Source organism: Janthinobacterium sp. 75 (assembly GCF_004365495.1).
GTDB lineage: Bacteria > Pseudomonadota > Gammaproteobacteria > Burkholderiales > Burkholderiaceae_D > Janthinobacterium.
Window position 1 is genome coordinate 3,412,128 of sequence record NZ_SORD01000001.1, and the last position, 22,965, is coordinate 3,435,092.

The window sequence follows — 22,965 nt, forward strand, 5'->3', positions numbered from 1 at the left end:
ACTGTATCCGGTATTGCTTATTTATAATTACTTATAATTTCATCGGCTGCACGTAGCCCGTCATTTCCAGGTAGGCGCGGCCGACCGGTTGGCCGTCGCGCTCCACCGTCACGGCGCCTTCCCAGTACACGGCGCCTGTCGAGCGGCGCGAATCGAGCTCCTGGTCGGTTTGCAATGGCTTGATCTGCCAGCGCGTGGTGCCCGTGCGGATCTCGGTGGCGACCGGGTATTCGGCCTGTGTGCGGGGCGAACGCCACAGCTGCGTGGGCGTGAAATCGACGTCCTCTGGGGCGAACTGCGTCATCTTACCGGACGCATCGCGCCATGTCGCGTGCGCCCATAGTTTAGCACCTGTCTTGCTGCGGATCTGGAAGGCCATCAGGGCGCCGCCATCAGCGAGGTTGGCGCCTATCCAGTTCCAGCCGCTGGCATCCGCATCGAGCACCTGGCTGGACCACTCGTGATCGAGCCAGGTGGTGCCCGTCACGGCTTCCGCCTTGCCGCCCGCGCGCGCGATCGTGCCACGGGTAGCAAGCTGCGGTTCGCTGTAGTAGTAGCTCGATTGCGCGGGCCGGGCGCCCTTGCGCGAGTAGCCGCCTTCGCCCTGCAGCAGCACGGTTTGTGTGGGGGCCAGGGTCAGCTGCAAGCTAAAGTCGCGCGCGGCCAGGCTGACCTGATAGCTGCCGTCTGCTTGCCGCTGCATGCGCCAGTCGTCCAGCCTGACATCCGTGTTGCCCACCTTGGCGTAGGCCAGGCCGAACCCCTCGCGCGCGCTTTTCTCGTCATGCAGCAGCTTGCCCACCTTCGGGTCGGACAGGGCCGCGTGGCCGATGATCAGCTGTTTCGGCGCGAAGGCGCTGGGGTTCATCGTGTCGGTGGCCGTGGCGCTGCGAAAGAAGGTTACCTGGTAACCCAGTTGTTCACCGCCGGCGGTTTTGACCCATCCGGTGGCATACCACCATTCCGTTTTATACGCGGGATGGGCGCCAAAGTCGTGCGGCAGGCGCAGGCTTTGACCGGCCGGCAGCGGCGTGACGGGGGCGAACGCGGGCGGCGCGGCGATGGCGGCGGCGCTGCAGAACAACAATAAACAAGTCAAACGGCGCATTACCAGTCCTCCCTGACGGCGCGGATGGGGCCAGCGGACAGGGCTTGCCGGCCCGCGATGAGGGCAGTGAGGGCGGCTGCCGTCAGCAGGGCGCCGGCCACGGTGGCGATCAAGGGCCACGGCAGGTGCAGTTGCATGGTCCAATGGAACGATTGCGGATTGACGATGAAGACCAGCACAAAGCTGATCAAGAGGCCCAAAACAAAACCGGTGGCGATGCCCAGCGCCGTCAGCGCACCGCCTTCGAGCGCCAAAATGGCTAAAATCTGGCCGCGCGTCACGCCCACGTGGCGCAGCATGCCGAATTCGCGGGCGCGCGCCAGGGTCTGCGCGGAAAACGTGGCGGCCACGCCAAACAGGCCGATGACGATGGCGATGGCTTCCAGCAGATACGTGACGGCAAAGCTGCGGTCGAAAATCTGCAGGCTCAGGGCGCGGATGGCCGAGGGATTCGATACTTCCAGGCTGGCGCCGAAGGGCAGGGCTTTCAGGCGCTGCTGCAGCTGCTCGCCAGTGGCATCCTTTTCCAGCCACAGGGCCGCATCGCTGACATCGAGGTCGCCCGTCAGCGCGCGGTAGTCGTCCAGCGGCATCTGGATGGCGCCGGAGGAGCGCGCATAGTCCCGCCAGATGCCGGCGACGAAGAACTGGTGCAGGCCGCCCGCCAGCGGCAGGTCTAACTGCTGGCCCGGTCTGACGCTATACAGGTCGGCGGCCGCCTCGGACAGCCACACCGCTTTCGCGCCACTTGGCACAGGCAATGTATCTCCCACCAGCACCAGGCTCTTGCCCGGGTCCTGTAAATTGATGGGGCGCGCCAGCAGCACCACGTTCGGGCGGTCGGGCGCCAGCGACAGCGAACGGAGGCGCTGGAAATCCACCCTGGCCACGCCGGGGAGGGCGGTGATGGCGGCTTGTTCGCGCGGATTCAGGCCTGCCATCCCGCCGCTGGCCGCCGTGCGCGCATACAGGTCGGCCGGCAAGATCTGCAGCAGCCAGTCGTCGACGGAGACGCGGAAACTCGACACCATGATGGCCATCGCCACCATCAGGCTAAAACTCGACAGCACGCCGCCAAGCGCGATGCCGGCCTGGCCCGAGGCATTCGCCAGGCGGGCCAGGGTCAGGCTGCGCACGGGTGCGTGGCTGCTCACGCCCGTGCGCAGCCAGGTGCGCTGCAGGAAACGGAAGACGACGGCCGCCAGCTGCGGCATCAGGGCGATGGCGCCGATCAGCAGCAGCGCGATGGACAGATAGCCGAAAAGAGGCAGCTCGAACACGGGAGGCAACAAGGTCAGGGCGCCGGCCAGCAGCAAACAAGCCAGTGCGGGCCAGGTTTTCGCCAGGCGCGTCGTCACGACTTCCTCGCTGCCCGATTTCAGGGCGATGGCGGGGGCGGCGCGCGCCGCTTCCAGCGCGGGTGCGGCGCAGCCCAGCAAGGCCACGCCCAGGCCCAGGGCAAAATACACGAAGGCGGCGACGGGCGTGAATTGCACCTGCGGCTGCACGCCAGCGAAATAGCCGGCGCCCAGGTCGCCGCCAAAGAAGCGCAGGGCGACGGCCGCCATGGCATAGCCGCCAGCGATGCCCAGCGCGGCGCCGACGATACCGAGGCTGGCGCCTTCCAGCAGTACCTGGCGCAGCAATTGTCCCCGCTCCATGCCCAGCACGCGCAGCAGCGCGAACTGGCCGCGGCGGCGGATGACGGACAAGGCCTGCGTGGAAAATACCAAGAAGGCGCCCGTAAACAGGGCCACGAGGGCGAGCACCGTCAGGTTGACGCGGTAGGCGCGGCTGAGGTTATTGTTGCGGCTATTCTGGTTCTCGTCATTCGGCTGCCCCACCTGGTAGCGCCCCGGATACTGCGCTTCCAGCGCGCTGCTCAGCGCCGCCTGGAAGGCGTCGCGGTTGACGCCCTGGCGCAGTTTCAAGTCGATGCGCGACAGCTTGCCCAGCTTGTTGAAACGCCACTGAGCCGCGCCGATATCCATCACGGCGATGCGCTGTCCGGCGCGCGCCCGCTGCAGGGAGCCGGCCACGCGCAGCGACACCGTGCTCGTGCCCGATTGCAGCGCGACCTGGCCGCCTTCGGCGACATTGAGCCAGCGCAAGGCTGCCGGCGACAGGAAGAGGGCGTCATCGGCCAGGGTGTCGAAAGGCTGCCCCTCGGCTGGCGCGCCGATCAGGTCGGGCGAGATGAAGCCGGCGCGGAAGACGTCGAGTGCCAGGATGTGCAGCGGGCCGCCGTCTTTTTTGCCGGCCACGCCGGCTTGCAGCTCCAGCACGGGCGAAGCGACGGCCACGCCATCGCGCTGCGCCAGCCAAGGATAGATGGCTTCGTCGAACAGCGCTTCGCGCCCGGACACCTGCACGTCGGCCTGGCCTGACAGGCTTTTGACGGCCGTGGAAAACTCATTGAAGGCGGCCGCGTTGATCAGGTGGATGGCAAAGCCCAGTGATACGCCGATGGCGATGGCGAGGATGGCGACGAGGGCGCGCACGGGATGCGCGCGCCATTCTCCCAGCAGCAGCCAGCGCGACAGCAGGCGCGTCGTCGCCGCGCTGGCCAGTGGCGCACTCAATTGCCGCATTCGACGGCCAGGCGTTCGCCGGCGCGCCGCGCTTTCAATTGCGCCGCGTCGCGGTTCTTGTCGCCGGCGCCGACGGCGTCCTGCGCCGCCCATTTCTGATCCAGACGCAGCTGGGCGCAATGCCTGTCGCGCGCCTCAAGCTGCTTGGCGGCCCGTTCGCGCGCCTGGTCTTCCAGGCGTTCGCGCTTCTTGCGCGCCGCTTCCATCTGGCTGGCGACACGCTCCTGGCGCGTGGCAGCACCCTTGTCGACGGCAGGCGGCGGTGAGGGGATTTCAAGGATCTGCAGCTGGCCGCCCGTGCATGGCGTGGCGCTGTAGCTGGTCTGGCCATCCTGCACGCATTTGTAGACGTCCTGCGCACTGGCGGAACCGGCCAGCAAGGCCATGGCGCAGAGCAGGAGGGAAGGCGATTTCACAGGATTTTCCCCGGATTCATGATGTTCTGCGGGTCCAGCGCCTGCTTCACGGCGCGCATCAGCTGCAATTCCAGCGGCGACTTGTAGCGGGCCAGGTCATCCTTCTTCAGCGCGCCGATGCCGTGTTCGGCCGATATCGAGCCGCCGAAGCCATGGACCTGGTCGTGCACGATGCGGTTGATCGCCTCCTGGTTGGACAGGAAATCCGTGTCCGTCATGCCGGGAGGCGGCGCCACGTTGTAATGCAGGTTGCCGTCGCCCAGGTGGCCGAAGCACACGAGCTGGCAGCCGGGGAAGGTCGTTGCCAAAGCCACGTCCGTAACGGCGATGAAATCGGCGATGCAGGAAATGGGCAGCGAGATATCGTGCTTGATGTTCTTGCCCGCCTGCGCCTGCGCCAGCGGAATGTGCTCGCGCAGCTGCCACAGGCCTTCGGACTGCGCCACGGAACTGGCGACGACCGCGTCCTCGATCAACGCGTCTTCCAGGGCCTCGCCTATGCTCGCTTCCAGCAATTCCACGGCGTGCGCCTCGGACTGGCTGCTGGACAATTCGAGCAGCACGTACTGGCCATGCGGGGAGGAAAAGGGGCGCGGCAGCTGGGGGAACTGCTCGGCCACCAGTTGCAAGCAATACTGCGACATCAATTCAAAACCCGTCAGGCTGGCGCCGCAATGGTCCTGCATCAGGCTTAATAGACGCAGGGCGTGGGCGGGCGAGGGCATGGCGGCCAGCGCCGTGATGCAGGCCTTCGGCTGCGGATACAGTTTCATGACTGCGCCCGTGATCACGCCCAGGGTGCCCTCGGCGCCGATGTACAGGTCGCGCAAGTCGTAGCCGGTATTGTCCTTGCGCAAGCCGCGCAAGCCGCTCCAGATTTCGCCCTGCGGCGTGACCACTTCCAGGCCCAGGCACAGTTCGCGCGTGTTTCCGTAACGCAGCACGGCCGTGCCGCCCGCGTTCGTCGCCAGGTTCCCGCCTATGGTGCAACTGCCCTCGGCCGCCAGCGACAGGGGGAACAAACAGCCGGCGGCGCTGGCCGCTTCCTGGATGGTTTGCAAAATGCAGCCCGCGTCCACCGTAATGGTGCGGTTGACGGGGTCGAGGGCGCGGATGCTGTTCAGGCGCGCCAGCGACAGCACGATGGCCGTGCCGGCGTCGTCCGGGATGCTGCCCAATACCAGGCCCGTATTGCCGCCTTGCGGTACGACGGGAATTTGCCATTGCGCGCAAGCGCGCAGGATGGCTGCCACTTGCTCCACGCTGGCGGGGCGCAGCACGGCCAGCGCCTTGCCTGTGAACCTGTCGCGCCAGTCGGTAAGGAAGGGCGACATCTCGGCGTCGCTGGTGAGTACATAGGTGTCGCCCAGCAGGTTGCGGCAGGCGGTAAGGAAATCGGCTTGCTCACTCATAGTCTTGATCACTCATTTCTTGATGCTCACTTTATTCACTTTTTCCAGCAGTTCCCTGGCCATGCGCTTGGCGGCCTTTTTGTACGGGCGCAGATACAGCACGGCGCAGAAGAAGTAAATGCAGACGATGGCCGCCTCGCCCCAGGCCATCATGGCGGAGACGGGATTCGTGTCGCTGTAGCCGCGCACCACGCCCTCGGTAAAATACAGCAGGATCACCATCGACGACCATTGCAGGGTGTACACGTCACGCTTGATGACGCCGTACAGGGGAATGAGCAGTGGTGCGGCTTTCAGCACGACCCAGGAGCCGCCCGGCTGCAGCGGCGCGACGATGGTTTCCCACAGCAGGCACCAGATGATCAGGGTGACGAGGCTGGCGATGGCACCCCAGTGAAAATACTTGTGCAGTACGCCGTGCATCATGCGCCTGCCAGTTTCGCGGCGTTTTCCGCCAGGCGCCGGCCCAGGGCGATGGCGAGTCGTTTTTCATCCTCGCTGAGTGCCTTGTCGCCAGCCATGCCTGACCAGTGCGTGGCGCCATACGGCGAGCCGCCCGTGGACGTCGTCATCAGTTCAGCATGCGTGTAGGGCAGGCCCATGACCAGCATGCCGTGGTGGAAGAGGGGAATCATCATCGACAGCAGGGTCGATTCCTGGCCGCCGTGCAGGCTGCCCGTGGACGTGAACACGCAGGCGGGCTTGCCGGACAGGCTGCCGGCCAGCCAGTCGCTGGCCGTACCATCCCAGAAGTACTTCATGGCGGCGGCCATGTTGCCGAAGCGCGTGGGCGACCCCAGGGCCAGGCCCGCGCATTCCTGCAAGTCTTCCAGTTCCACATAAGGAGCGCCATCAGGCGGCACTTCCGGCGCCGTCGCTTCCGTCACCGTGGAGACGGCGGGCACAGTGCGCAGGCGCGCGTCGCAGCCAGGCACGCTTTCCACTCCCTGGGCTATCAGCTCGGCCAACTGGCGCGTGGCGCCATGGCGTGAATAAAACAATACGAGAATAATCAGATTGGTTGGCTTCATCATTGGTATTATAGGGCGCTTTACAGCCTGATACGACTGCTGTCATGGCGCCGTTCTGATTTTGCACATGTTTTCAAAATATATACTCCCCCTCTTTCAATACCTGTGGCGCGCCCTGAGCATGGGACTGGCCGTCGTGCGCGGCCTGACATGGTCCGAAACGCGCGACCTGCTGCAGTTCGCGCGCCGCCGCGTGCGCGAGGAAAGCCTGCCGCAAGTGGCCGGCAGCCTGACCTTCGCCACCGTGTTTGCGCTGGTGCCCCTGCTCACACTGGCCCTGGCTATCTTCACCACTTTCCCCCTGTTTAATACCTTCCGCCACGCGCTGGAAGACTATTTCGTACAAAGCGTGATGCCCAAGGGCATTTCGAACACCATCCTCGACTATCTGACCACGTTTGCCTCGAAGGCGACGCGCCTGTCGGCCATCGGCGCGGGCGCCCTCATCGTCACCTCGGTGGGCATGATGGGCTTGATCGAGCGCGTCTTCAACCGCATCTGGCGCGTGCGCCAGGAACGCCGATGGACCAAGCGCCTGCTCGTCTACTGGGCCATCGTCACCCTGGGCCCGCTGCTGGTGGGCGTGTCGCTGACGGTGACCTCGCGCCTCTTCATGGCCACCAGCGGCGTGGTGGGCGCCGTGCCTTTCCTCGGCGCCGTGTTTTATACCCTGGTGTCGATCGGCCTGACCATGCTGGCGTTTACCCTGCTGTACATCGCCGTGCCGAACCGCGACGTGGACTGGCGCGACGCGGCCTGGGGCGGTTTGCTGGCGGCACTGGCCTTCGAGGTGGCCAAGCGTGGCTTCGGTGAATTCATCCAGGAATTCCCTACGTATTCGCGCATCTATGGCGCGCTGGCCGCCTTGCCGCTGTTCCTCGTGTGGATTTACCTGAGCTGGATGATCACCCTGGTGGGCGCTTTGCTGGTGGCCGCCTTGCCCGTCGTGAAATACGAACGCTGGTGGTACGAGGCGGCACCGGGCAGCGAATTCGTCGACGCGGTCGCCATCCTGAAAGTGCTGCACCAGGCCTGCCACTGCGCCGATTCGGCCCTGGTGGGGGCGGCCGAAATCCGCCGAAGCACGCGCCTGGGTTTCGAAGAGATGGAAACCCTGCTCGACAAGATGGTGCAGCAGGGCTGGGTGGGCAGGGTCAATGTGGATGGTGCCGTGCGGGTGCAGTGGGGCAAGCGCGCGGCCGACAGTTCCGATCACTGGGTCTTGCTGGGCAATGTCAACCGCATCAGTCTGGCCGACGTCTACCGTTTATTCGTCTTCGGCGGCATGCGCGTGAACTCCGGTTATCCGGCCGGTTCCACCAATGAACGCGACATCAAGGCGGCGGAAGAAGCGGCCGCCCTGGCGGCGCAGGTGGAAAACGCCGTGGAGCAGGGGCTGGGCCTGACCCTGGCACAGCATTTTGGCGAAGTGCGCTGCGCCTGACGGACGATCAGGTGTTCAGTCTGTCGTACAGCAGGGTATCGAGTGCGCCCGTCAGCGTGTTGCCCTCTTCGTCGAGCAGCGTGTAATCGTGCTGGCTGTCGCCGAGCGAGGCGCTGCCCTCGATGCCACACACCAGTTGGTAGGTGGTGTCATCGATCGCCAGCTTGAGCATCGCCAGGATTTGCTCGCGCTGCCCCTCGGCCAGTGCCAGCCCGTCGAGCAGGGCGCCAAGCCGGGTCTGTCCCTCGCGTCCCTGCGCATATAGCGCTAGCAGCGAAGCATTGGATGCGACGACATCATCGATGAATTTTTTCGCGCGCATGGCTACCTTGTCTTGAACTGGCGTGGCCGCATGGCCGCCGCCGGGTGGAAAAACTTACAGCAGCACGGGCCGCAAGGCCGCCTGCAGCGCCAACTTGCTGAACGCCGACGCATCGGACGCGCGCACCACGCCCAGGTAATACGTGTCTTCGCCACCGTGCATGTTCACCAGGCGCAGCTGGTGCGGCGCCAGGTGGGCGGCGATGGCGGTCAGGCCCTCGGCCATCGCGTCGTCATCTTCCCGGTCCGTCCAGCGGAAGTCCCGCAGCGCGGGCAGGCCGATATGCTGGCCGATGCGCGGCACTTCATCGACTGATTTCCAGTCCAGGGTGGTGCCGTGGCCCAGCGCATCGGCGGCCGTGGACCAGAGCAGGAAGAAGCACGCCGCTTCGGGTGTGTCGCCTTCGTATTCCTCTTCCGGGACGTCCTCTGCCAGCTCTTCCAAAGTGATGTCCACGCAGCGCGCGGCCAGTGCCGCATCGCCCAGCAAGAGCAGGGCGGCCATGGCGCGCAACTGCTCGCGGTCAGCCTTTGCCAGGATCTGCGCGGGCGTAAAGCTGCGGCGCCTGACGGGTTTTTTCTTGCTGAGCCCCATGGCCTCGCTCAACTGGGCCGTGATGGCCGCCTTGAAGTTTTCCACGGTGTCGAACTGCTCCAGCAGCTGGCCCGTGAAATCCATGCTCCAGGCCATGCCATCCTTGACCACATATAAAAAGTCGCTTTGCACGGCCACGCCGCGCAAATGGTGGGCGGGCGGATACAGGGGCGTGAAGGCCTGTTTTCCATCGAGCGTCAGCATGCAGGCCAGCCCTTGCGCGTCGATGGCGAAGATCAGGTTCTTGCGCACTTTTGGCGGCGACGAGGTGGTGGCGCTATCGATGGCTTCGTACTGGCAGGGCGCCAGCAGTTCGCCCTGGCTATTGATCAGGCCAAACAGGAAGCGCCCGGCGATGCGCTGGCTGACGACGGCGATTTTTTTCTTCGTGCCGAAATCCTGCACGGAGCTGTAGCCGGGCGGCACCACGACCTTGCCTGTCTTGTCGAGCACGCCGCAGACATTGCGTTCGTCGTCATTGTCTGTCTGGCGCTCGATGTCGATATAGCCGTCGTCGCGCTCGCACATGTTGTTTACCCTGTCGATGAGCAGCGCGCCATCGGGCAAGCGCAACAAGCGACTGGCGCCGTCTGCATCGATCTGCTGTACCAGATGGGGGCTGATCACATACAGGGCGCCGGGGGCGGGCGGCAGCACCACTGTGCCATTGAGATCCAGCACGCCGTGCGCATCGGGTGCGTCTGCTGTGGCAAAGGTGATCCAGCCGTCTTCCGCATCGTGTGCACATAGGTCGACATAGCGCTGCGACAGCGGCACGATCCAGCGGCCATAAGGCGTGACCAGCCCGGTGACGGCCGGTTCGCCGGCGGTGCTTACTTCATAGCACAGCGCGTCTTCCTTCCATCCCGCTACTTCCAGGCCTTGCAGGAAAGGCAGCTCTTCCGCGCCGAGTTCCTCGACATTGGCCAGCTGCGCGCTGGCGGACGCAGACCAGTAGCCGGTCGCAGGCGCTGCAGAACCAGCGGCCAGCAGGGGCGCCAGCGCTTCCCGGTCGCCGCGCTGCAGGGCAGAGTGCAAGGCTTGCGCTTCGGCGCGCAGGGCCTCGAGCGCGGCGGCGGTTTCCGGCGTGTCGATATCGTGGGGGATCAGCTGCACGCAATCGAGGATCAGCCACGCCTGGCCACCGGCCAGCAGGGCGCTGATGGCGCTGCGCGCGACGATGGCGGCCGCGTCGCGCGGCTTGTCCATGAGCGCGGACAAGGCTTGCCAGCTGGCCTGTGCCTGCGCCATCGGCGCGGCCAGCACGCAGGGGCAGTCTTCGCCATCGCCGTAGATGGGCCAGGCGACGGTTTGCGCATCGGCGCCGATGAGCAGCTTGAACAGCATGGGCGTGTCCAGTCGCCATTCGGCCAGGCCCGTGACGGCGTCAGTGTCGAAGCCGGCTTGGCCGGGCAGGAAGGTGGTGCTGAACAGGGCTGCGGTATTGATCATTGATATTTATGTAAAGGTGAACGGGGTAGTCAGGGCGATGGCGGCATGACCCAGTGCGCCAGCGCGCTACGATCGAGTCCCAGCTGCTTTGCCACGGCGGCCGCCTCGAAGGCCCACAGGCCGTAGTAGCCGCCCAGGCCTTGCGCGCGCAAATGGCCGTTGAACCAGTCTTCGTGCACCAGCGCGCCATGCCAGCTGGCCAGGTAGTGTCGCAGGTGTTCCAGCTGCTGCGCGGTATCGTCCGCGTCCAGGCACTCGAACAGGGCCGAATAGGGCTCGGCGAAATACCATTCGTCGACGGCGGGACGCTGTGGATCGATGGTCGACAGCAGTGCCTCATACACGCCATCTTCGCCATCGAAGGCCGTTTGCAGGGCGGCCAGGCGGGCAGCCAGGTCGTGGCGGCCGAACAGCAGGGCGGCGCCCAGCAACTGCAAGGTGCGCGCATAGTCCGTCAATTGTTCGAAATCAAAGGCGGGCAAGGCGTCGTCATCGTAGGCGGCGGCCAAGGCCGCGCGCGCCGTTTCGCAGGCGGCAATCGCCGTTTCCAGCGCCGTTTCCACGTCAAGCAAGGGCAAGCCAGCAGTGTAGCGCAGCGAGAATACCTGATAAGCCGTGCTGGCGGCCGCGCACGCCCAGTACGCGTCATCGCCGCCATCGATTTCCGCCTGCGCCTGCGCGCGTCCGTAGGCAGCGAGCAGCGCGTCCAGGTAAGTCAGGTTGCGGGCGAAATCGAACGGTGTGGGCGGGGCCTGGCGCGGCGTGCATGGCCAGGGCGTGGACGAAGGCAGGCAGGTAGCGGCGCATTCGCGCTGGATGGCCCAGTCGGCGAAGATTTGTTGCAAATATTCCGCCGTCTCGTCGTCGTGGGCGATGGCGCCTGCGCCCACCAGGGTCGTGCCGAGCAGGGTGTAGCCGGGAAATCGGCTGCTCTCGTAGGCGATGGTGGTCACGCTCTGGATGGCTATGCCGTCGCTCAGGTCACGCACGCGGAAATACACGTCGTCCCAGCCGGCCAGCGGTGGGGCAGGCGCTTCATTCGGCAGGGTGGTCCAGCTGCCGTCGTCCTGCTCTTCATAGGCATCGAGCAGCTCGTCGATGCCGCCGGGGCGGTCGATGCGGTTGTTGGCGTCGTATTGCAGCCCCAGTTCGGCCGCAAACGCCGCCGCATGGCGGCCCTCGAAGACCAGGTACTGGGCGTTCATGGTACCGGCCAGCAGGTCGGACTCCTGTCCCGCCACCTGCAGCGCCTGCGGCAGCCGGAACCAGTGGTAGCTGGGTATGCCGGCCATGGGGCCATTTTCGTCCGCCTGGGGATTGGTGCAGCGCAGCTGCTCCAGCCAGTTGTAGCGTTCGTGCCGTTCCGCTTCCGTGCCGCTGCCGCGGCCAGTCAATTCATCGAGCAGGGTATTTAACAACATCATCGATCTATCCTAAAAAAATGTGCGTGGCATGGCGTCATGCCGGCGTGCTTTGCGCAAACGCAAACAGCGCGTCGAGCACGGCATCGGGCTGCTCGGCCATCAATTCATGTCCGCTGTCGACCTGCACCACGGTGCCATGCGCTATGGCCGCTGTCAGCAGCCGGGTCGACTTGGGCGGCGTCATCATGTCGCGCGCGCCGAAAATGAATAAAGCGGGGCAGTGTACAGAAGCGGCGGCGATTTCGCCGTTCGCATAGGCATTGCAGGCGAAAAAATCCGTGTGAAACACGTGATCGGGGTTGAGGGCGGCGATGCGCTGTTTCAAGCGCCGCGCGCCGCCCATGGCATAAAAGCCGGGGCCAGGGAACGACGGCTTTTGCGCGATCGACGAATGCGACCATATATTGACCATGTCGATGGCCGCCTGTTCGTCCTTGAGCGCCGTTTCCAGCAGCGCTGGCGAGACTTTCATCGGGTAGGTGGAGCCCAGCATGGCCAGGTGGCTGATGCGATCCGGCGCCAGGTACGCCGCTTCCAGCGCGATCAATGAGCCCATGCTGTGGCCGATGAGCAGGGCCTTGGCCGCGCCAGCCGCGTCCAGCACGGCCAGGATCCAGCGCGCCAGTGCTTCCACGCTGGTTTTCGCCGCGCCCAGGCTGCGCCCGTGGCCGGGCAAGTCGACGGCCAGCACGTTCCAGCCGTGGTGGGCAAAATAGCGCGTTTGCAGGGCCCACACGGAATGGTCGTTCTGCGCGCCGTGGATGAAGACAGCCGTGGGCTGGCTCGGATTGAATGGTTTGCCGCCCGTATAACAGTAGGCCCTCGTGTTCTCGATGGTGAATAACATCTCAGGCGCCTTTCTGCGACAGTTTCAGGCCACGGGCCAGGTCTTCAATTAAATCGTCTGCGTCTTCCAGGCCCACCGACAGACGCATGGTGCCCTGCGTGATGCCCGCCTGCGCCAGTTGATCGTCGGGCACGCGGAAATGCGTGGTGGAGGCGGGGTGGATGACGAGCGACTTGGCGTCGCCCACATTGGCCAGGTGCGAGAATATCTTGAGGCTATCGACAAAGCGCTGGCCGGCCGCGCGGTCGCCGCGCAGGCGGAACGTGAAGACGCCGCCCGCGCCTTTCGGCAGCAGGGTTTTCGCCAGTGCGTAGTCGGGGTGGGACGGCAGTTCGGGGTAGGACACGGTATCCACGGCCGGATTGGCCAGCAGGAAGTCGATCACCTTGCGTGTATTGGCCACGTGGCGGTCCATGCGCAGGCCCAGGGTTTCGATGCCCTGCAGGATGGCGAAGGCATTGTGCGGGCTCATGGCGGCGCCGAAATCGCGCAAGCCTTCGCGCCGCGCGCGCAGGGCGAACGGCGCCACCGTCGATTCCTCGGCGAAGACCATGCCGTGAAAGCCGTCGTACGGTTCGCACAGTTCGGCAAAACGGCCCGTCTTGTCGTACGCGGCTTGCCAGTCGAATGTGCCGCCATCGACCAGCAAGCCGCCGATGGCCGTGCCGTGCCCGCACAGGAACTTGGTGGCCGAGTGGAACACCAGGTCGGCGCCATGCTCGAAGGGGCGCAGCAAATACGGCGTGGTAAACGTTGAATCGAGCATCAGCGGTAGCTGGTGTTCGTGCGCCAGGGCGGCAATTGTCGGGATATCGAGCACGTCGAGGCCGGGATTGCCCAGGGTTTCGGCAAACAGCACTTTCGTATTTGGGCGTATCGCACTGCGCCAGGCATCCACGTCGCGCGGGTCGACAAACGTCGTCTCGATGCCGAAGCGTTTTAATGTGTAGGCCAGCAGGTTGTGCGAGCCGCCGTACAGGGCGCGCGAGGCAACGATGTGCGAGCCGGCGCCGGCGATGGTGCATAAACCCAGGTGCATGGCGGCCTGGCCGCTGGCCGTGGCGATGCCGGCCACGCCACCTTCCAGCGCGGCGATGCGCTCTTCCAGCACGGCGTTGGTGGGGTTCGACATGCGCGAGTACACGTGGCCGGCCCGTTCCATGTTGAACAGCGAGGCCGCATGTTCCGAACTCTTGAAGGCAAACGAGGAGGTGAAATGGATGGGCGTGGCGCGCGCGCCCGTGGCAGGGTCGGGCGCCGCGCCCGCATGCAGGGATAAAGTGTCGAAACCGGGGTATTTCGGGCCGCTCATGGTGTCTCCGCCAAGTTTTATAGTGGCAAGATCGTAACCTGATTTGTCGCTGAGTAAAAGGGCTGGCGTGCAGGGCGCATGGCGCCGTCCTGGCGGGCCGTGCGTGTAACTTGAAGTCGAAAAAATGTGACCGGCACTGCGTGGCGGTGGTAGGATGCCGTGTCAGTGATATTCGGGCTGTTCGACCTTCGCGCGTGCGCCGCACCGCCAGGAAGCAGCTGCAAGCGAACGAAATCCTGGGCTTCAGGCGCACTCTCATGCATGTCCACCAGGAAAGATTTTATGCCCGCAATATCGTTCGACGGCGACCTAGCCGTGCCCGGACCGTCTATCGTCGACGGCCTGTGCCGCGCAGGCTGGCACATGCAAGAGCATTTTATCTCCCCTGAGCTCAGCCACCAGTTGGCCGCCGAATGCGTGCAGGCCATGCTCAGCGGCAAAATGAAGGGTGCCGGCGTGGGCGGTGGTCATGCGCCGCTGCTGCAGCCGGATATCCGCGGCGACCATATCGCATGGCTGGAAGCGGGCCGTTCAGAGGTCTGTGACCGCTATCTGGAACACATGGAAGCCTTGCGCCAGGTACTCAACCGTGAGCTGTTCCTGGGGCTGGACGAGTACGAAAGCCATTTCGCCCTGTATGCGCCGGGCGCCTTTTACCGCGCCCATCTGGACCGTTTCCGCGACGACGACAAGCGCACTGTGTCCGTCGTGCTGTACCTGAACGACGACTGGCTGCCCGAACACGGCGGCGCGCTGCGTTTGCACCCGCAGGACGGCGACCACGTGGATATCGCGCCGGTAGCTGGCCGCATGGCCATGTTCCTGTCGGGCGAGATGCTGCACGAGGTGCTGCCGACGGCGCATGAACGCCTTTCGATCGCAGGCTGGTTCCGCCGCCGCGCGTGATGAAAAGTTGCGCGCAATCCTCTTCGATTTGATTGCGCGCAAGGCTGGATTTTTCCGCAGGCATAGGCTACAGTCGCAGTAAGGGCTAGAATAACTAAAATACCAATCACGCGGACAGGACGGCCAATATGAAAGTATCTGAAATTCTCCAAGTCAAGGGCAACATCCTCTACACGGTCACGCCTGACCAGCCCCTGCTTGACGCGGCCAATACCATGGCTGAAAAAGACATCGGTTCGCTGGTGGTCATGGAATTTGGCGACCTGGTCGGTATGCTGACCTTCCGCGAAGTATTGAATGCCTTGCATGAAAACGCGGGCCAGATCGGCGGCGGCACCGTGCGCAAGCACATGGACGACCACCCGATCACCGTCACCCCGGATACGGAAGTGAACGAAGTGCGCCGCATCATGCTGGAAAAGCATGCGCGCTACCTGCCCGTCATGAACGCCAAGACCTTGCTGGGCGTTATCTCTTTTTACGACGTGGCGCGCGCCGTGCTCGAAGCGCAAAGCTTTGAAAACCAGATGCTCAAGGCGTATATCCGCGACTGGCCGGCCGAAACTACCGACTAAGGTTCACTCATGCAATAAAAAGCAACGCCGGCAACTGCCGGCGTTTTGCATTGCAGGGGCGAGTGGCGCCTATGCCGCGCCCTGCAGCGCCTCGTTGTTCAGCCAGGTGCCCAGCGCCGTGGCCGTCATGGGGCGGGCGAACAGGAAACCTTGCGCCATGGGACACCCCAGCGCCTGCAAAATTTGTGCTTGCCGCTCGTCTTCCACGCCTTCGGCGATCACGGCCAGGCCCAGGTTGCGGCCTAGCTGGATGACCATTTCGGCGATGCTGCTGCCACGCGCGGAACCCGTGATTTCCGTCACGAACGCGCGGTCGATTTTCAGGCGGTCGACTTGCAGCCGCTGCAGGTACGATAGTGAGGAAAAGCCCGTGCCGAAGTCATCGATGGCGATGCTGACGCCCGTCTGCTTGATCTGCCACAACATCTTGATCAGCATGTCCGGCTCTTCCATGGCCATCGATTCCGTGATTTCCAGCTCGATGAACTCGGGCGGCGCCTGTGTCTCTTCCAGCGCCGCGCGCAGCATTTCCAGGAACAGGGGGTGGCGGAACTGCACTTGCGACACGTTGACGGACATGACGAAGTTGCGGTGGCCCTGTTCGCGCAGCAGCACCAGTTCGCGGCAGGCCGTGCGCAGCACCCATTCGCCCAGGTCGATGATGATGCCCGAATACTCGGCGATGGGGATGAAACGGTCAGGCGAGATGAATTTGCCATCCGGCGTCTGCCAGCGCAGCAGCGCTTCGGCGCCTACCGGGCGGCGCGTGGTCAGGTCGATCTGCGGCTGGTAGACGACAAACAGCTGGTCCTGGCTGAAGGCCGTGCGCAGCGCGTGCATCATGCGCACCCGTTCGCGGATTTCGATGCCCATGCTGCGCGAGAAATAGAAGTGACCGGCGCGCTGCTGGCTTTTTGCCCGTTTCAAGGCGATATCGGCATCCTTCAGCGCATCGGCGCCCGTGCCCGCATGTTCGCCCAGCCGTACCAGGCCCAGGGTGGCCGACAGCTGCACATCCTGGCCATCGATGCTGAACGGCGCCTGGAACAGGGCCAGGATATTGGCCGGATTGACTTGCGAGGAGTCGCCCAGCACGCAAAAGATGTCGCCGCCCAGGCGCGCCACGGTCAGCTGGGCCCCGAGCTGGGTTTGCAGGCGGCCCGCCACGGCGATCAGCAGGGTGTCGCCGAACTGGTGTCCCAGCGCGTCGTTGGTCTCGGCAAAGTGGTCGAGATCGACCAGCGCCAGTGTGGCGTCGTCGCGCGCCGGACCGGCCAGGGCAGCGTCGAGGATTTCCACCAGGCGCGTGCGGTTGGGCAGCTTCGATAACTGGTCGTAGAAGGCAGCATTGTGCAGGTGCGATACCAGTTCGACATTGTCCAGGCCCACGGCGACGTTGCTGCAGAACACTTCCAGCAGGCTTTCATCGATGGCCGAGAGGGGGCGCGGCAGCACCAGGTAGGCGGCCGCGTCGCGGCTGGCCTTGCCCGCGAAGTACAGGGTGGCGTAGTCGTGCGTGTAGACATTGCGCCGCTGCGCCAGCGTGTGTTCGATGGCCGCCATCACGCGGGGGTTTTGCAGGCCGCACAGCGCGCTGTGCGGCAAGCCGGAAAAGCTGCCCGTGCAGGCCGAGACGAGCAGCTCCCTGGCGCCGCTGTCCTGCAAGTCTTGCACGCACAGCACGCCGTCGGCGCGGATGTCCAGCAGGTCGGCGATCTGCGCCAGCACGCCGGCCGAGAAATTTTGCACGCCGTGCAGCGCCATCAGCTGCGTGCTGGCGTGGACGATCTGGCCCAGGCCGCGCCGGCTGTTGCTGATCGAACGTATCTGCTCGTACGAGCGGATGGCCGCCGTCACCGTGGTAAACAGCTTGATGCGTGTCAATTCGGACTTGGTCTTGTAATCGTTGATGTCGAAATCACGGATGGCGTCGATTTCCGGTGCATAGCCGGGCTGGCCCGTGCGCAGGATGATGCGCACATCCGTCATCTTCAGGGTTTCGCGAATGTAGCGTACCAGGTGCAGGCCCGCGTCATCCTGTTCCATCACCACGTCGAGCAGGATGACAGCGATGTCGTCTTCATGCTTGAGCCGTTCGCGCGCCTGGCCGGCTGAATACGCATGCACGAATTCTAGCGGGCGGTGCTGCATTTCCAGGTTGCCCAGGGCGAAAGTGGTGGTGGAGTGGACGTCTTCATCGTCGTCGATGATCATCACCCGCCAGACGCTGCGCGGTGCGACGGCCAGCGGCGCTGGTTGCTCATCGAGGAATACCAGGTCGTCGTGATCGTCCTTGTTGGCGTCAAGGGGGATGATCGGTGCGGGCATGTATAGCTTCTCCAAGATGACTCGATATTTTTTACGAGCACGTCAAAGAAGCCCATGGTGTTGTTGCGCTGCCTCGCCGTACTCGCGTACTGTCTTCGGCAACGACGCCTAGCCCCGGGCATGTTGTGACGTGCTCTCGGCGCAGCCCAAATCCGGCTTGGCATCGGACATGGTCGGCGCGCTATCGTTCAAGTATATAGCTATTTAACAAGCAAAATGTTTTTTTAAATCTATTCCGTCGAGCAATATTTCTTGTATTGCATGATTGCAACTCATACTTGGTGTTTTTTAGTTGAAAAAAACACACGGGATATAAAAATGGCGATGTGGGCTGGGGAATATCGGGCCTTGCTGCGGCATTAGCGGCATGGCATGCCCCGCAGGCTGGTAGAATTGAGTTTTCCAGTCTTTCACACTTCCTACTATGTCCGGCAATTCTTTTGGCAAACTGTTTACTGTTACCACTTTCGGCGAATCGCATGGCCCGGCCATCGGTTGCGTGATCGATGGCTGTCCGCCGGGCTTGGTCCTGTCGGAAGCCGATATCCAGCCCGAGCTGGACCGCCGCAAGCCGGGCACGTCGCGCCACGTGACGCAGCGTCAGGAATCGGATACGGTGGAGATTCTCTCGGGCGTGTACCAGGGTGTGACGACGGGTACGCCCATCGCGCTGCTGATCCGCAATGAAGACCAGCGCAGCAAGGATTACGGCAATATCGCGGAAAGCTTCCGCCCCGGCCACGCCGATTACACCTACTGGCATAAATACGGCGTGCGTGACCCGCGCGGCGGCGGGCGCTCCTCGGCGCGCCTGACGGCGCCCGTCGTGGGCGCGGCTGCCATCGCCAAGAAATGGCTGCTGCAGCAATACGGCACCACTTTCAAGGGCTGCATGAGCCAGTTGGGCGATATTGCCGTGCCATTCCAGTCCTGGGAACACGTGCATGCGAATCCGTTCTTTGCCGCCAGCGGCGACGCGGACCTGATCGCGCGCATGGAGGAGGCCATGGATCAATTGCGCCGCGACGGCGATTCCATCGGTGCGCGCATCGACGTGATCGCGCAAAACGTGCCGGTCGGCCTGGGCCAGCCCATCTACGACAAGCTTGACGCGGACATCGCCTACGCCATGATGGGCATCAATGCCGTCAAGGGCGTGGAAATCGGCGCCGGTTTCGATTCGGTGGCGCAAAAGGGTTCCGAGCACGGCGACGAACTGACGCCGGAAGGTTTTATCGGCAATAACGCCGGTGGCGTACTCGGTGGTATCTCGACGGGACAGGATGTCAAAGTGTCGATTGCCATCAAGCCAACGTCGTCGATCCGCACGCCGCGCCGCTCGATCGATAAAGAGGGCAATCCCGTGATGGTGGAAACCTTCGGCCGCCACGACCCCTGCGTGGGGATCCGTGCCACGCCGATCGCCGAAGCCATGCTGGCCTTGGTGCTGATCGACCATGCGCTGATGCACCGCGCGCAATGCGGCGATGTGTCGGTGAATACGCCGAAGTTGAAGTAAGTTGAATGTTGTCGGATGACGGGCCTGCGGCCCTAATCCGACCTACGACCCACGCCAAGTGCAGGTCGGATTAGCGGGGCATCGCCCCGCGTAATCCGACAACATCGTTGGCGTTTTCTGTCACGCTACCTTATTTGCCACCAGCTCGAGCTGGTGGCGCATCTCCACCGACTGCACCAGTAACGCCCTGATATCGTTGATCAGGTTGAATTCAGTCTGGTTCAGCTGGATCGGCGGGAAGCTGTCGTCCCAGTCGCCGTACAGGAACCCCGTGGGGTGGCCGTTGGCCGACAGGGGCAGCACAACGAAGCTGCGCGCCTCCGACAGCGTGGCTTTCCACCATTGCGGCAGCTTGGCGGCAAATTTCGGGTCGCGCGCATTGTCGATGAAGATCACGCGGTCGCTATTGAGGGCCGCGTGGAACACGTTCGGTTCATACGTGTCGCCAAATACCATCAAGTCCTGCAGGTCGGCCATGCCTTCGCCCATGCTGATGCGCGCCGAGTACAAATGATCCCGGTGGTTGCGCACGAAAGCCACCGAGCGCGAGAAATCAAAGCCCTGGTGCAGCGTTTCGAGCGCCATCGAGACCATTTGGCCCGGGTTGGCGCTGCCGATGGCGCCGCGCAGGTCTGCCAGGCCGCTGATCAAGACGCGATTGCCTTCGGCGCGCATGCGCGTCGAGGCCAGCTGGCGCGCGCGCCGTTCGGCCGGTTTCGACAGGGGCGCGATCGACAGGTCGGCCGCCGCCATCGCCTTGGCCTTGTCCACGGCCACCACGAGGTCCGTCGCCGTGATGCCCAGGGTGCCCGCATAGTCGTCGATCAGCGCATGCACCTGCGCCGCGCCGGCCGCATCGTCATGCCACAGCGAGTCGGCGCAGCGCGCCGCCATGGTCGACAATCCTGCCATCCAGTCGGCGCCGCTGACGGGCGCGTTGTCGGGCGACGGGTCCATCGGACGCATGCCGTTGATCAGGTGCTGCGGCAAGCCCCAGTGGGCGGCCGTGGCATAGCCCACTTCCGGCAGCGACAGGCCAAGGATTTCGCGCGCGGCGGCCGCTTCATTGCCGGGACCCGCATGCGCCTGCATGCGCGCCCAGAAGTCCGTCATGTAGAACGTCACCATCATGCGCCCCAGGGTGTGCAGCATCGAACAGACGACGGCTTGCTCCGCCTGCAAGCTGCCGGCGCTGGTGGCTACCTGCTGCGCCACCATCCCGGCCAGCACGGCCTTTTCCATTTCCACGTGGGCGCTGACGGAGTCGGGCGACGCCTGCGACAGCTCCTCGATCAGTTTCAGGCCCAGCGCCAGATGGCCGATGGCGTCGATGCCCAGCACCAGCACGGCCTTCGAGACGGTGTTGACCCGCTGGCCGAAGGCCGAGTACATGCCGCTGTTGGCCAGCCTGAGCACCTTGTGCGTGAGGACAGGATCCGACAGCACCGTTTGCGTGATATCGAATTCGTGGTCATCCTCGCCGCGCATGGCCCCCAGAATGGCGCTGATGGCCTTGGCGAAGCCGGGCATGTCGCCCTGCTGGCGCGTGCGTGCCCACAGCAGGTCCAGGGTGTTTTTGCCGAGCTGTGTCGGCACTGTGAAATGACCTGGATTCATTGCCCCCCTCCGCGCTGTTCGTTGGCAGACGGCGTGGGCACCAGCGCCGCATAGGTTTTTTCGCTCAAGGCCGATAGCGCGGCATGGGCCGGCATCGGCTTGCCCGTCAAGTAGCCTTGCACATACTGGCAGCCGCGCGACTCCATGAAGTGCATCTGCTCCTCCGTTTCCACGCCTTCAGCCACCACGGACAAATTCAAATGCTTGGCCAGGTCGAGAATGGTGTTGCAGATGGCCGCATCCTTGCTCGATTCGGGCAAGTCCTTGATGAAGGTACGGTCGATCTTCAGTACGGAAATGGGGAAGCGCTTCAGATACGCGAGAGAGGAATAGCCGGTGCCGAAATCGTCGATGGCGATGCGCGCGCGGCGCTCCGTCATCTTGACGAGGATGGTTTCCGCATGCACTGGGTCGATCATCAGGGTGCCTTCCGTAATTTCCAGCACCAGGTGTTCGCCGGAGAGTCCTGAAAACGCGATGGCGTCATCTAGCACGTCGAGGAATTTGTCGTTGCGGAACTGGCGCGGGCTGATATTGACGGAGATGTACAGCGGCCGCTTGGCCACTTCCTGGAACTGCTTGAGCTGCACGCAGGCCGCCTTTAGCGCCCAGGCGCCCAGCAGGTTGATCAAGCCATTGGCTTCGGCGATCGGGATGAAACGCACGGGCGGCACCAGGCCCAGGGTCGGGTGTTTCCAGCGCATCAGGGTTTCGAAACCCTGGATTTGCCGCGTGTGCGCATCGACGATGGGCTGGTAAAAGAGCAGAAATTCTCCTTCGCGCACGGCGTGAAACATGGCCGCTTCCAGCGAAATATCATGTTCCGACGGGCCATTCAGGCGCGGGCTATAGACCAGGCAGCGGGCCTTGCCCGTTTCCTTGGCGCGCGACATGGCTGCATCGGCCAGCGCCACCAGGCGCACTTCATCTTCCGCATGCTGCGGATAGATCGATACACCGACGGACGCTCCCACGTAAATCGTGTGGCCATCGACTTCGAAAGGCGCTTGCAGGGTGGCCAGCAGGCGGCCCGTCACCAGCTTGATTTGCGCATCGGTAGCGCTGCCGGGCAGCACGGCGACAAATTCATCCCCGCCCACGCGCGCCAGGGTATCGCTGTCGCGCAAGGTCTTGCGCAGGCGCGCGGCGGCCAGGCGCAGCACGGCGTCGCCGACGGGGTGGCCCAGGCCATCGTTGACCTTTTTAAAACCATCGAGACCGATGGTGGCGACCGAAAACCCCTGGCCCGAACGCGCCGCCTGGGCGATGACCATGCGGATACGGTCCGACAGCAACAGGCGGTTCGGCAGGCCGGTGAGCGCGTCGTGCGTGGCCATGTGGCGCAAGCGTTCTTCCGTGTTGTGCTGGGCCGACGTGTCGCGCCCGACCACCAGCAATTCGGCGATGCCGTCCGCGTTCATATAAGAAGACAGGCGCAGCTCGAACCAGATTTCCTGGTCCGGCGTTTGCAGGCGCACTTCCAGGCGTCCAGGTTCTTCCAGGGAATCTTCCAGCGCGGCCTGCAGCGCCGCGCGCGACGCTTCGGCCGCCAGCGGCAGCAGCAAATGGCCGGTCAGGCCCGATGGTGCGCCGAACAAGGTAGCTGCGCGCTTGCTGGCGAACAGGATCAGGCCGTCCGTATCGAGCCGGAACACGACGTCGCCGGCCTCTTCCATGAGGTTGTCCAACTCGTGGCGTGCCTCGCGGTGGGCGGCGGATGGGGTACTGGAAAACATCGTGCTGGCTTTTACCTTTTTATTATCAGTGCCGGCGCTCGCTGCAGGGCAGGGCGCCAACGGAAACAGTGCATCGTGCGCTACGCGCGCCACAGCGGGCCGGCGGGCAAATATCTGAACGCGATCTACACGAAATGTATCATTGAAAAGCATTCGATTACATGAAATAGAGCAACATTACTTCAGGTTTTGTAAATATTCCTGTCTTCCATGAAAAAAATCATCCCGCGCCACACGTGCAGGCATTTCGTTCCCTGTGGAAACTTTCTGCCGCACCTGTCTCCTGTAGCGCGCTTGCCCTGACATGCGCTTTAGGCTAGTCTGGCTGGCA

At 63.9% G+C, this 22,965-nt stretch carries 18 protein-coding genes; 4 read left to right on the plus strand and 14 right to left on the minus strand.

What is annotated here, in order from left to right:
• Positions 1-31: 31 nt before the first annotated feature.
• Genes C8C89_RS15595 through wrbA form a run of 6 tightly spaced genes read right to left on the minus strand, consistent with a single transcriptional unit; the run spans position 32 to position 6,558 of the window.
• On the minus strand, positions 32-1,108 hold the full coding sequence (locus C8C89_RS15595; RefSeq protein ID WP_133990851.1) for a carotenoid 1,2-hydratase: 1,077 nt from the start codon (positions 1,106-1,108) through the stop codon (positions 32-34).
• On the minus strand, positions 1,108-3,699 hold the full coding sequence (locus tag C8C89_RS15600; protein WP_133990853.1) for an FtsX-like permease family protein: 2,592 nt from the start codon (positions 3,697-3,699) through the stop codon (positions 1,108-1,110). The genes C8C89_RS15595 and C8C89_RS15600 overlap by 1 nt, the downstream gene beginning before the upstream one ends.
• Entirely contained in the window at positions 3,687-4,115 is a 429-nt protein-coding gene (locus C8C89_RS15605; protein WP_101481641.1) for a DUF4124 domain-containing protein, read from the minus strand. The genes C8C89_RS15600 and C8C89_RS15605 overlap by 13 nt, the downstream gene beginning before the upstream one ends.
• Entirely contained in the window at positions 4,112-5,527 is a 1,416-nt protein-coding gene (locus C8C89_RS15610; RefSeq protein WP_101484586.1) for an FAD-binding oxidoreductase, read from the minus strand. Before C8C89_RS15610 ends, C8C89_RS15605 begins: the two co-directional genes overlap by 4 nt.
• 12 nt (positions 5,528-5,539) lie before the next feature.
• Positions 5,540-5,953, minus strand: a complete 414-nt coding sequence (locus tag C8C89_RS15615; RefSeq protein WP_133990856.1) for a DUF2069 domain-containing protein — start codon at positions 5,951-5,953, stop codon at positions 5,540-5,542.
• The gene (gene wrbA, locus C8C89_RS15620) at positions 5,950-6,558 is read right to left on the minus strand and encodes an NAD(P)H:quinone oxidoreductase (protein WP_101484585.1); all 609 of its coding nucleotides are present in this window, start codon (positions 6,556-6,558) and stop codon (positions 5,950-5,952) included. The genes C8C89_RS15615 and wrbA overlap by 4 nt, the downstream gene beginning before the upstream one ends.
• Before the next feature lie 67 nt (positions 6,559-6,625).
• Here wrbA and C8C89_RS15625 point away from each other — a divergent pair, with 67 nt between their 5' ends.
• Positions 6,626-8,002 carry a YihY family inner membrane protein gene (locus C8C89_RS15625; RefSeq protein ID WP_243858035.1) on the plus strand — a complete coding sequence of 459 codons (1,377 nt, stop codon included), beginning with the start codon at positions 6,626-6,628 and terminating at the stop codon, positions 8,000-8,002.
• Positions 8,003-8,009: 7 nt separating this feature from the next.
• On the opposite strand, the gene C8C89_RS15630 is transcribed toward C8C89_RS15625, so the two are convergent.
• From C8C89_RS15630 to C8C89_RS15650, 5 genes are read right to left on the minus strand one after another with little or no spacing between them, the layout of a single operon-like run.
• Entirely contained in the window at positions 8,010-8,324 is a 315-nt protein-coding gene (locus C8C89_RS15630) for a hypothetical protein (RefSeq protein WP_133990858.1), read from the minus strand.
• A gap of 54 nt (positions 8,325-8,378) precedes the next feature.
• Positions 8,379-10,370 carry a WG repeat-containing protein gene (locus C8C89_RS15635; RefSeq protein ID WP_133990860.1) on the minus strand — a complete coding sequence of 664 codons (1,992 nt, stop codon included), beginning with the start codon at positions 10,368-10,370 and terminating at the stop codon, positions 8,379-8,381.
• Between the two features lie 29 nt (positions 10,371-10,399).
• Positions 10,400-11,794, minus strand: coding sequence for a PoNe immunity protein domain-containing protein (locus tag C8C89_RS15640; RefSeq protein WP_133990862.1), 1,395 nt, complete (start codon positions 11,792-11,794; stop codon positions 10,400-10,402).
• 34 nt (positions 11,795-11,828) lie between these two features.
• Positions 11,829-12,641, minus strand: coding sequence for an alpha/beta hydrolase (locus C8C89_RS15645; protein ID WP_133990864.1), 813 nt, complete (start codon positions 12,639-12,641; stop codon positions 11,829-11,831).
• A gap of 1 nt (position 12,642) precedes the next feature.
• Complete coding sequence (locus C8C89_RS15650) at positions 12,643-13,953, minus strand: O-acetylhomoserine aminocarboxypropyltransferase (RefSeq protein WP_133990866.1); 1,311 nt, start codon at positions 13,951-13,953, stop codon at positions 12,643-12,645.
• A gap of 282 nt (positions 13,954-14,235) precedes the next feature.
• On the opposite strand from C8C89_RS15650, the gene C8C89_RS15655 reads away from it, so the two are divergent.
• Positions 14,236-14,859, plus strand: coding sequence for a 2OG-Fe(II) oxygenase (locus C8C89_RS15655; RefSeq protein WP_133990868.1), 624 nt, complete (start codon positions 14,236-14,238; stop codon positions 14,857-14,859).
• Positions 14,860-14,987: 128 nt separating this feature from the next.
• Entirely contained in the window at positions 14,988-15,434 is a 447-nt protein-coding gene (locus C8C89_RS15660) for a CBS domain-containing protein (RefSeq protein ID WP_010398828.1), read from the plus strand.
• Between the two features lie 69 nt (positions 15,435-15,503).
• Here C8C89_RS15660 and C8C89_RS15665 read toward each other — a convergent pair whose 3' ends face one another.
• Positions 15,504-17,762 (minus strand): EAL domain-containing protein, encoded by a 2,259-nt coding sequence (locus C8C89_RS15665; RefSeq protein ID WP_133990870.1) that lies wholly within the window; start codon positions 17,760-17,762, stop codon positions 15,504-15,506.
• A 424-nt stretch (positions 17,763-18,186) separates the two neighbouring features.
• Here C8C89_RS15665 and aroC point away from each other — a divergent pair, with 424 nt between their 5' ends.
• Entirely contained in the window at positions 18,187-19,281 is a 1,095-nt protein-coding gene (aroC, locus tag C8C89_RS15670; protein WP_101481631.1) for a chorismate synthase, read from the plus strand.
• Positions 19,282-19,401: 120 nt separating this feature from the next.
• Here aroC and C8C89_RS15675 read toward each other — a convergent pair whose 3' ends face one another.
• Positions 19,402-20,898 (minus strand): HDOD domain-containing protein, encoded by a 1,497-nt coding sequence (locus C8C89_RS15675; RefSeq protein ID WP_101481630.1) that lies wholly within the window; start codon positions 20,896-20,898, stop codon positions 19,402-19,404.
• Positions 20,895-22,634, minus strand: a complete 1,740-nt coding sequence (locus C8C89_RS15680; protein ID WP_133990872.1) for an EAL domain-containing protein — start codon at positions 22,632-22,634, stop codon at positions 20,895-20,897. Before C8C89_RS15680 ends, C8C89_RS15675 begins: the two co-directional genes overlap by 4 nt.
• Positions 22,635-22,965: the final 331 nt, after the last annotated feature.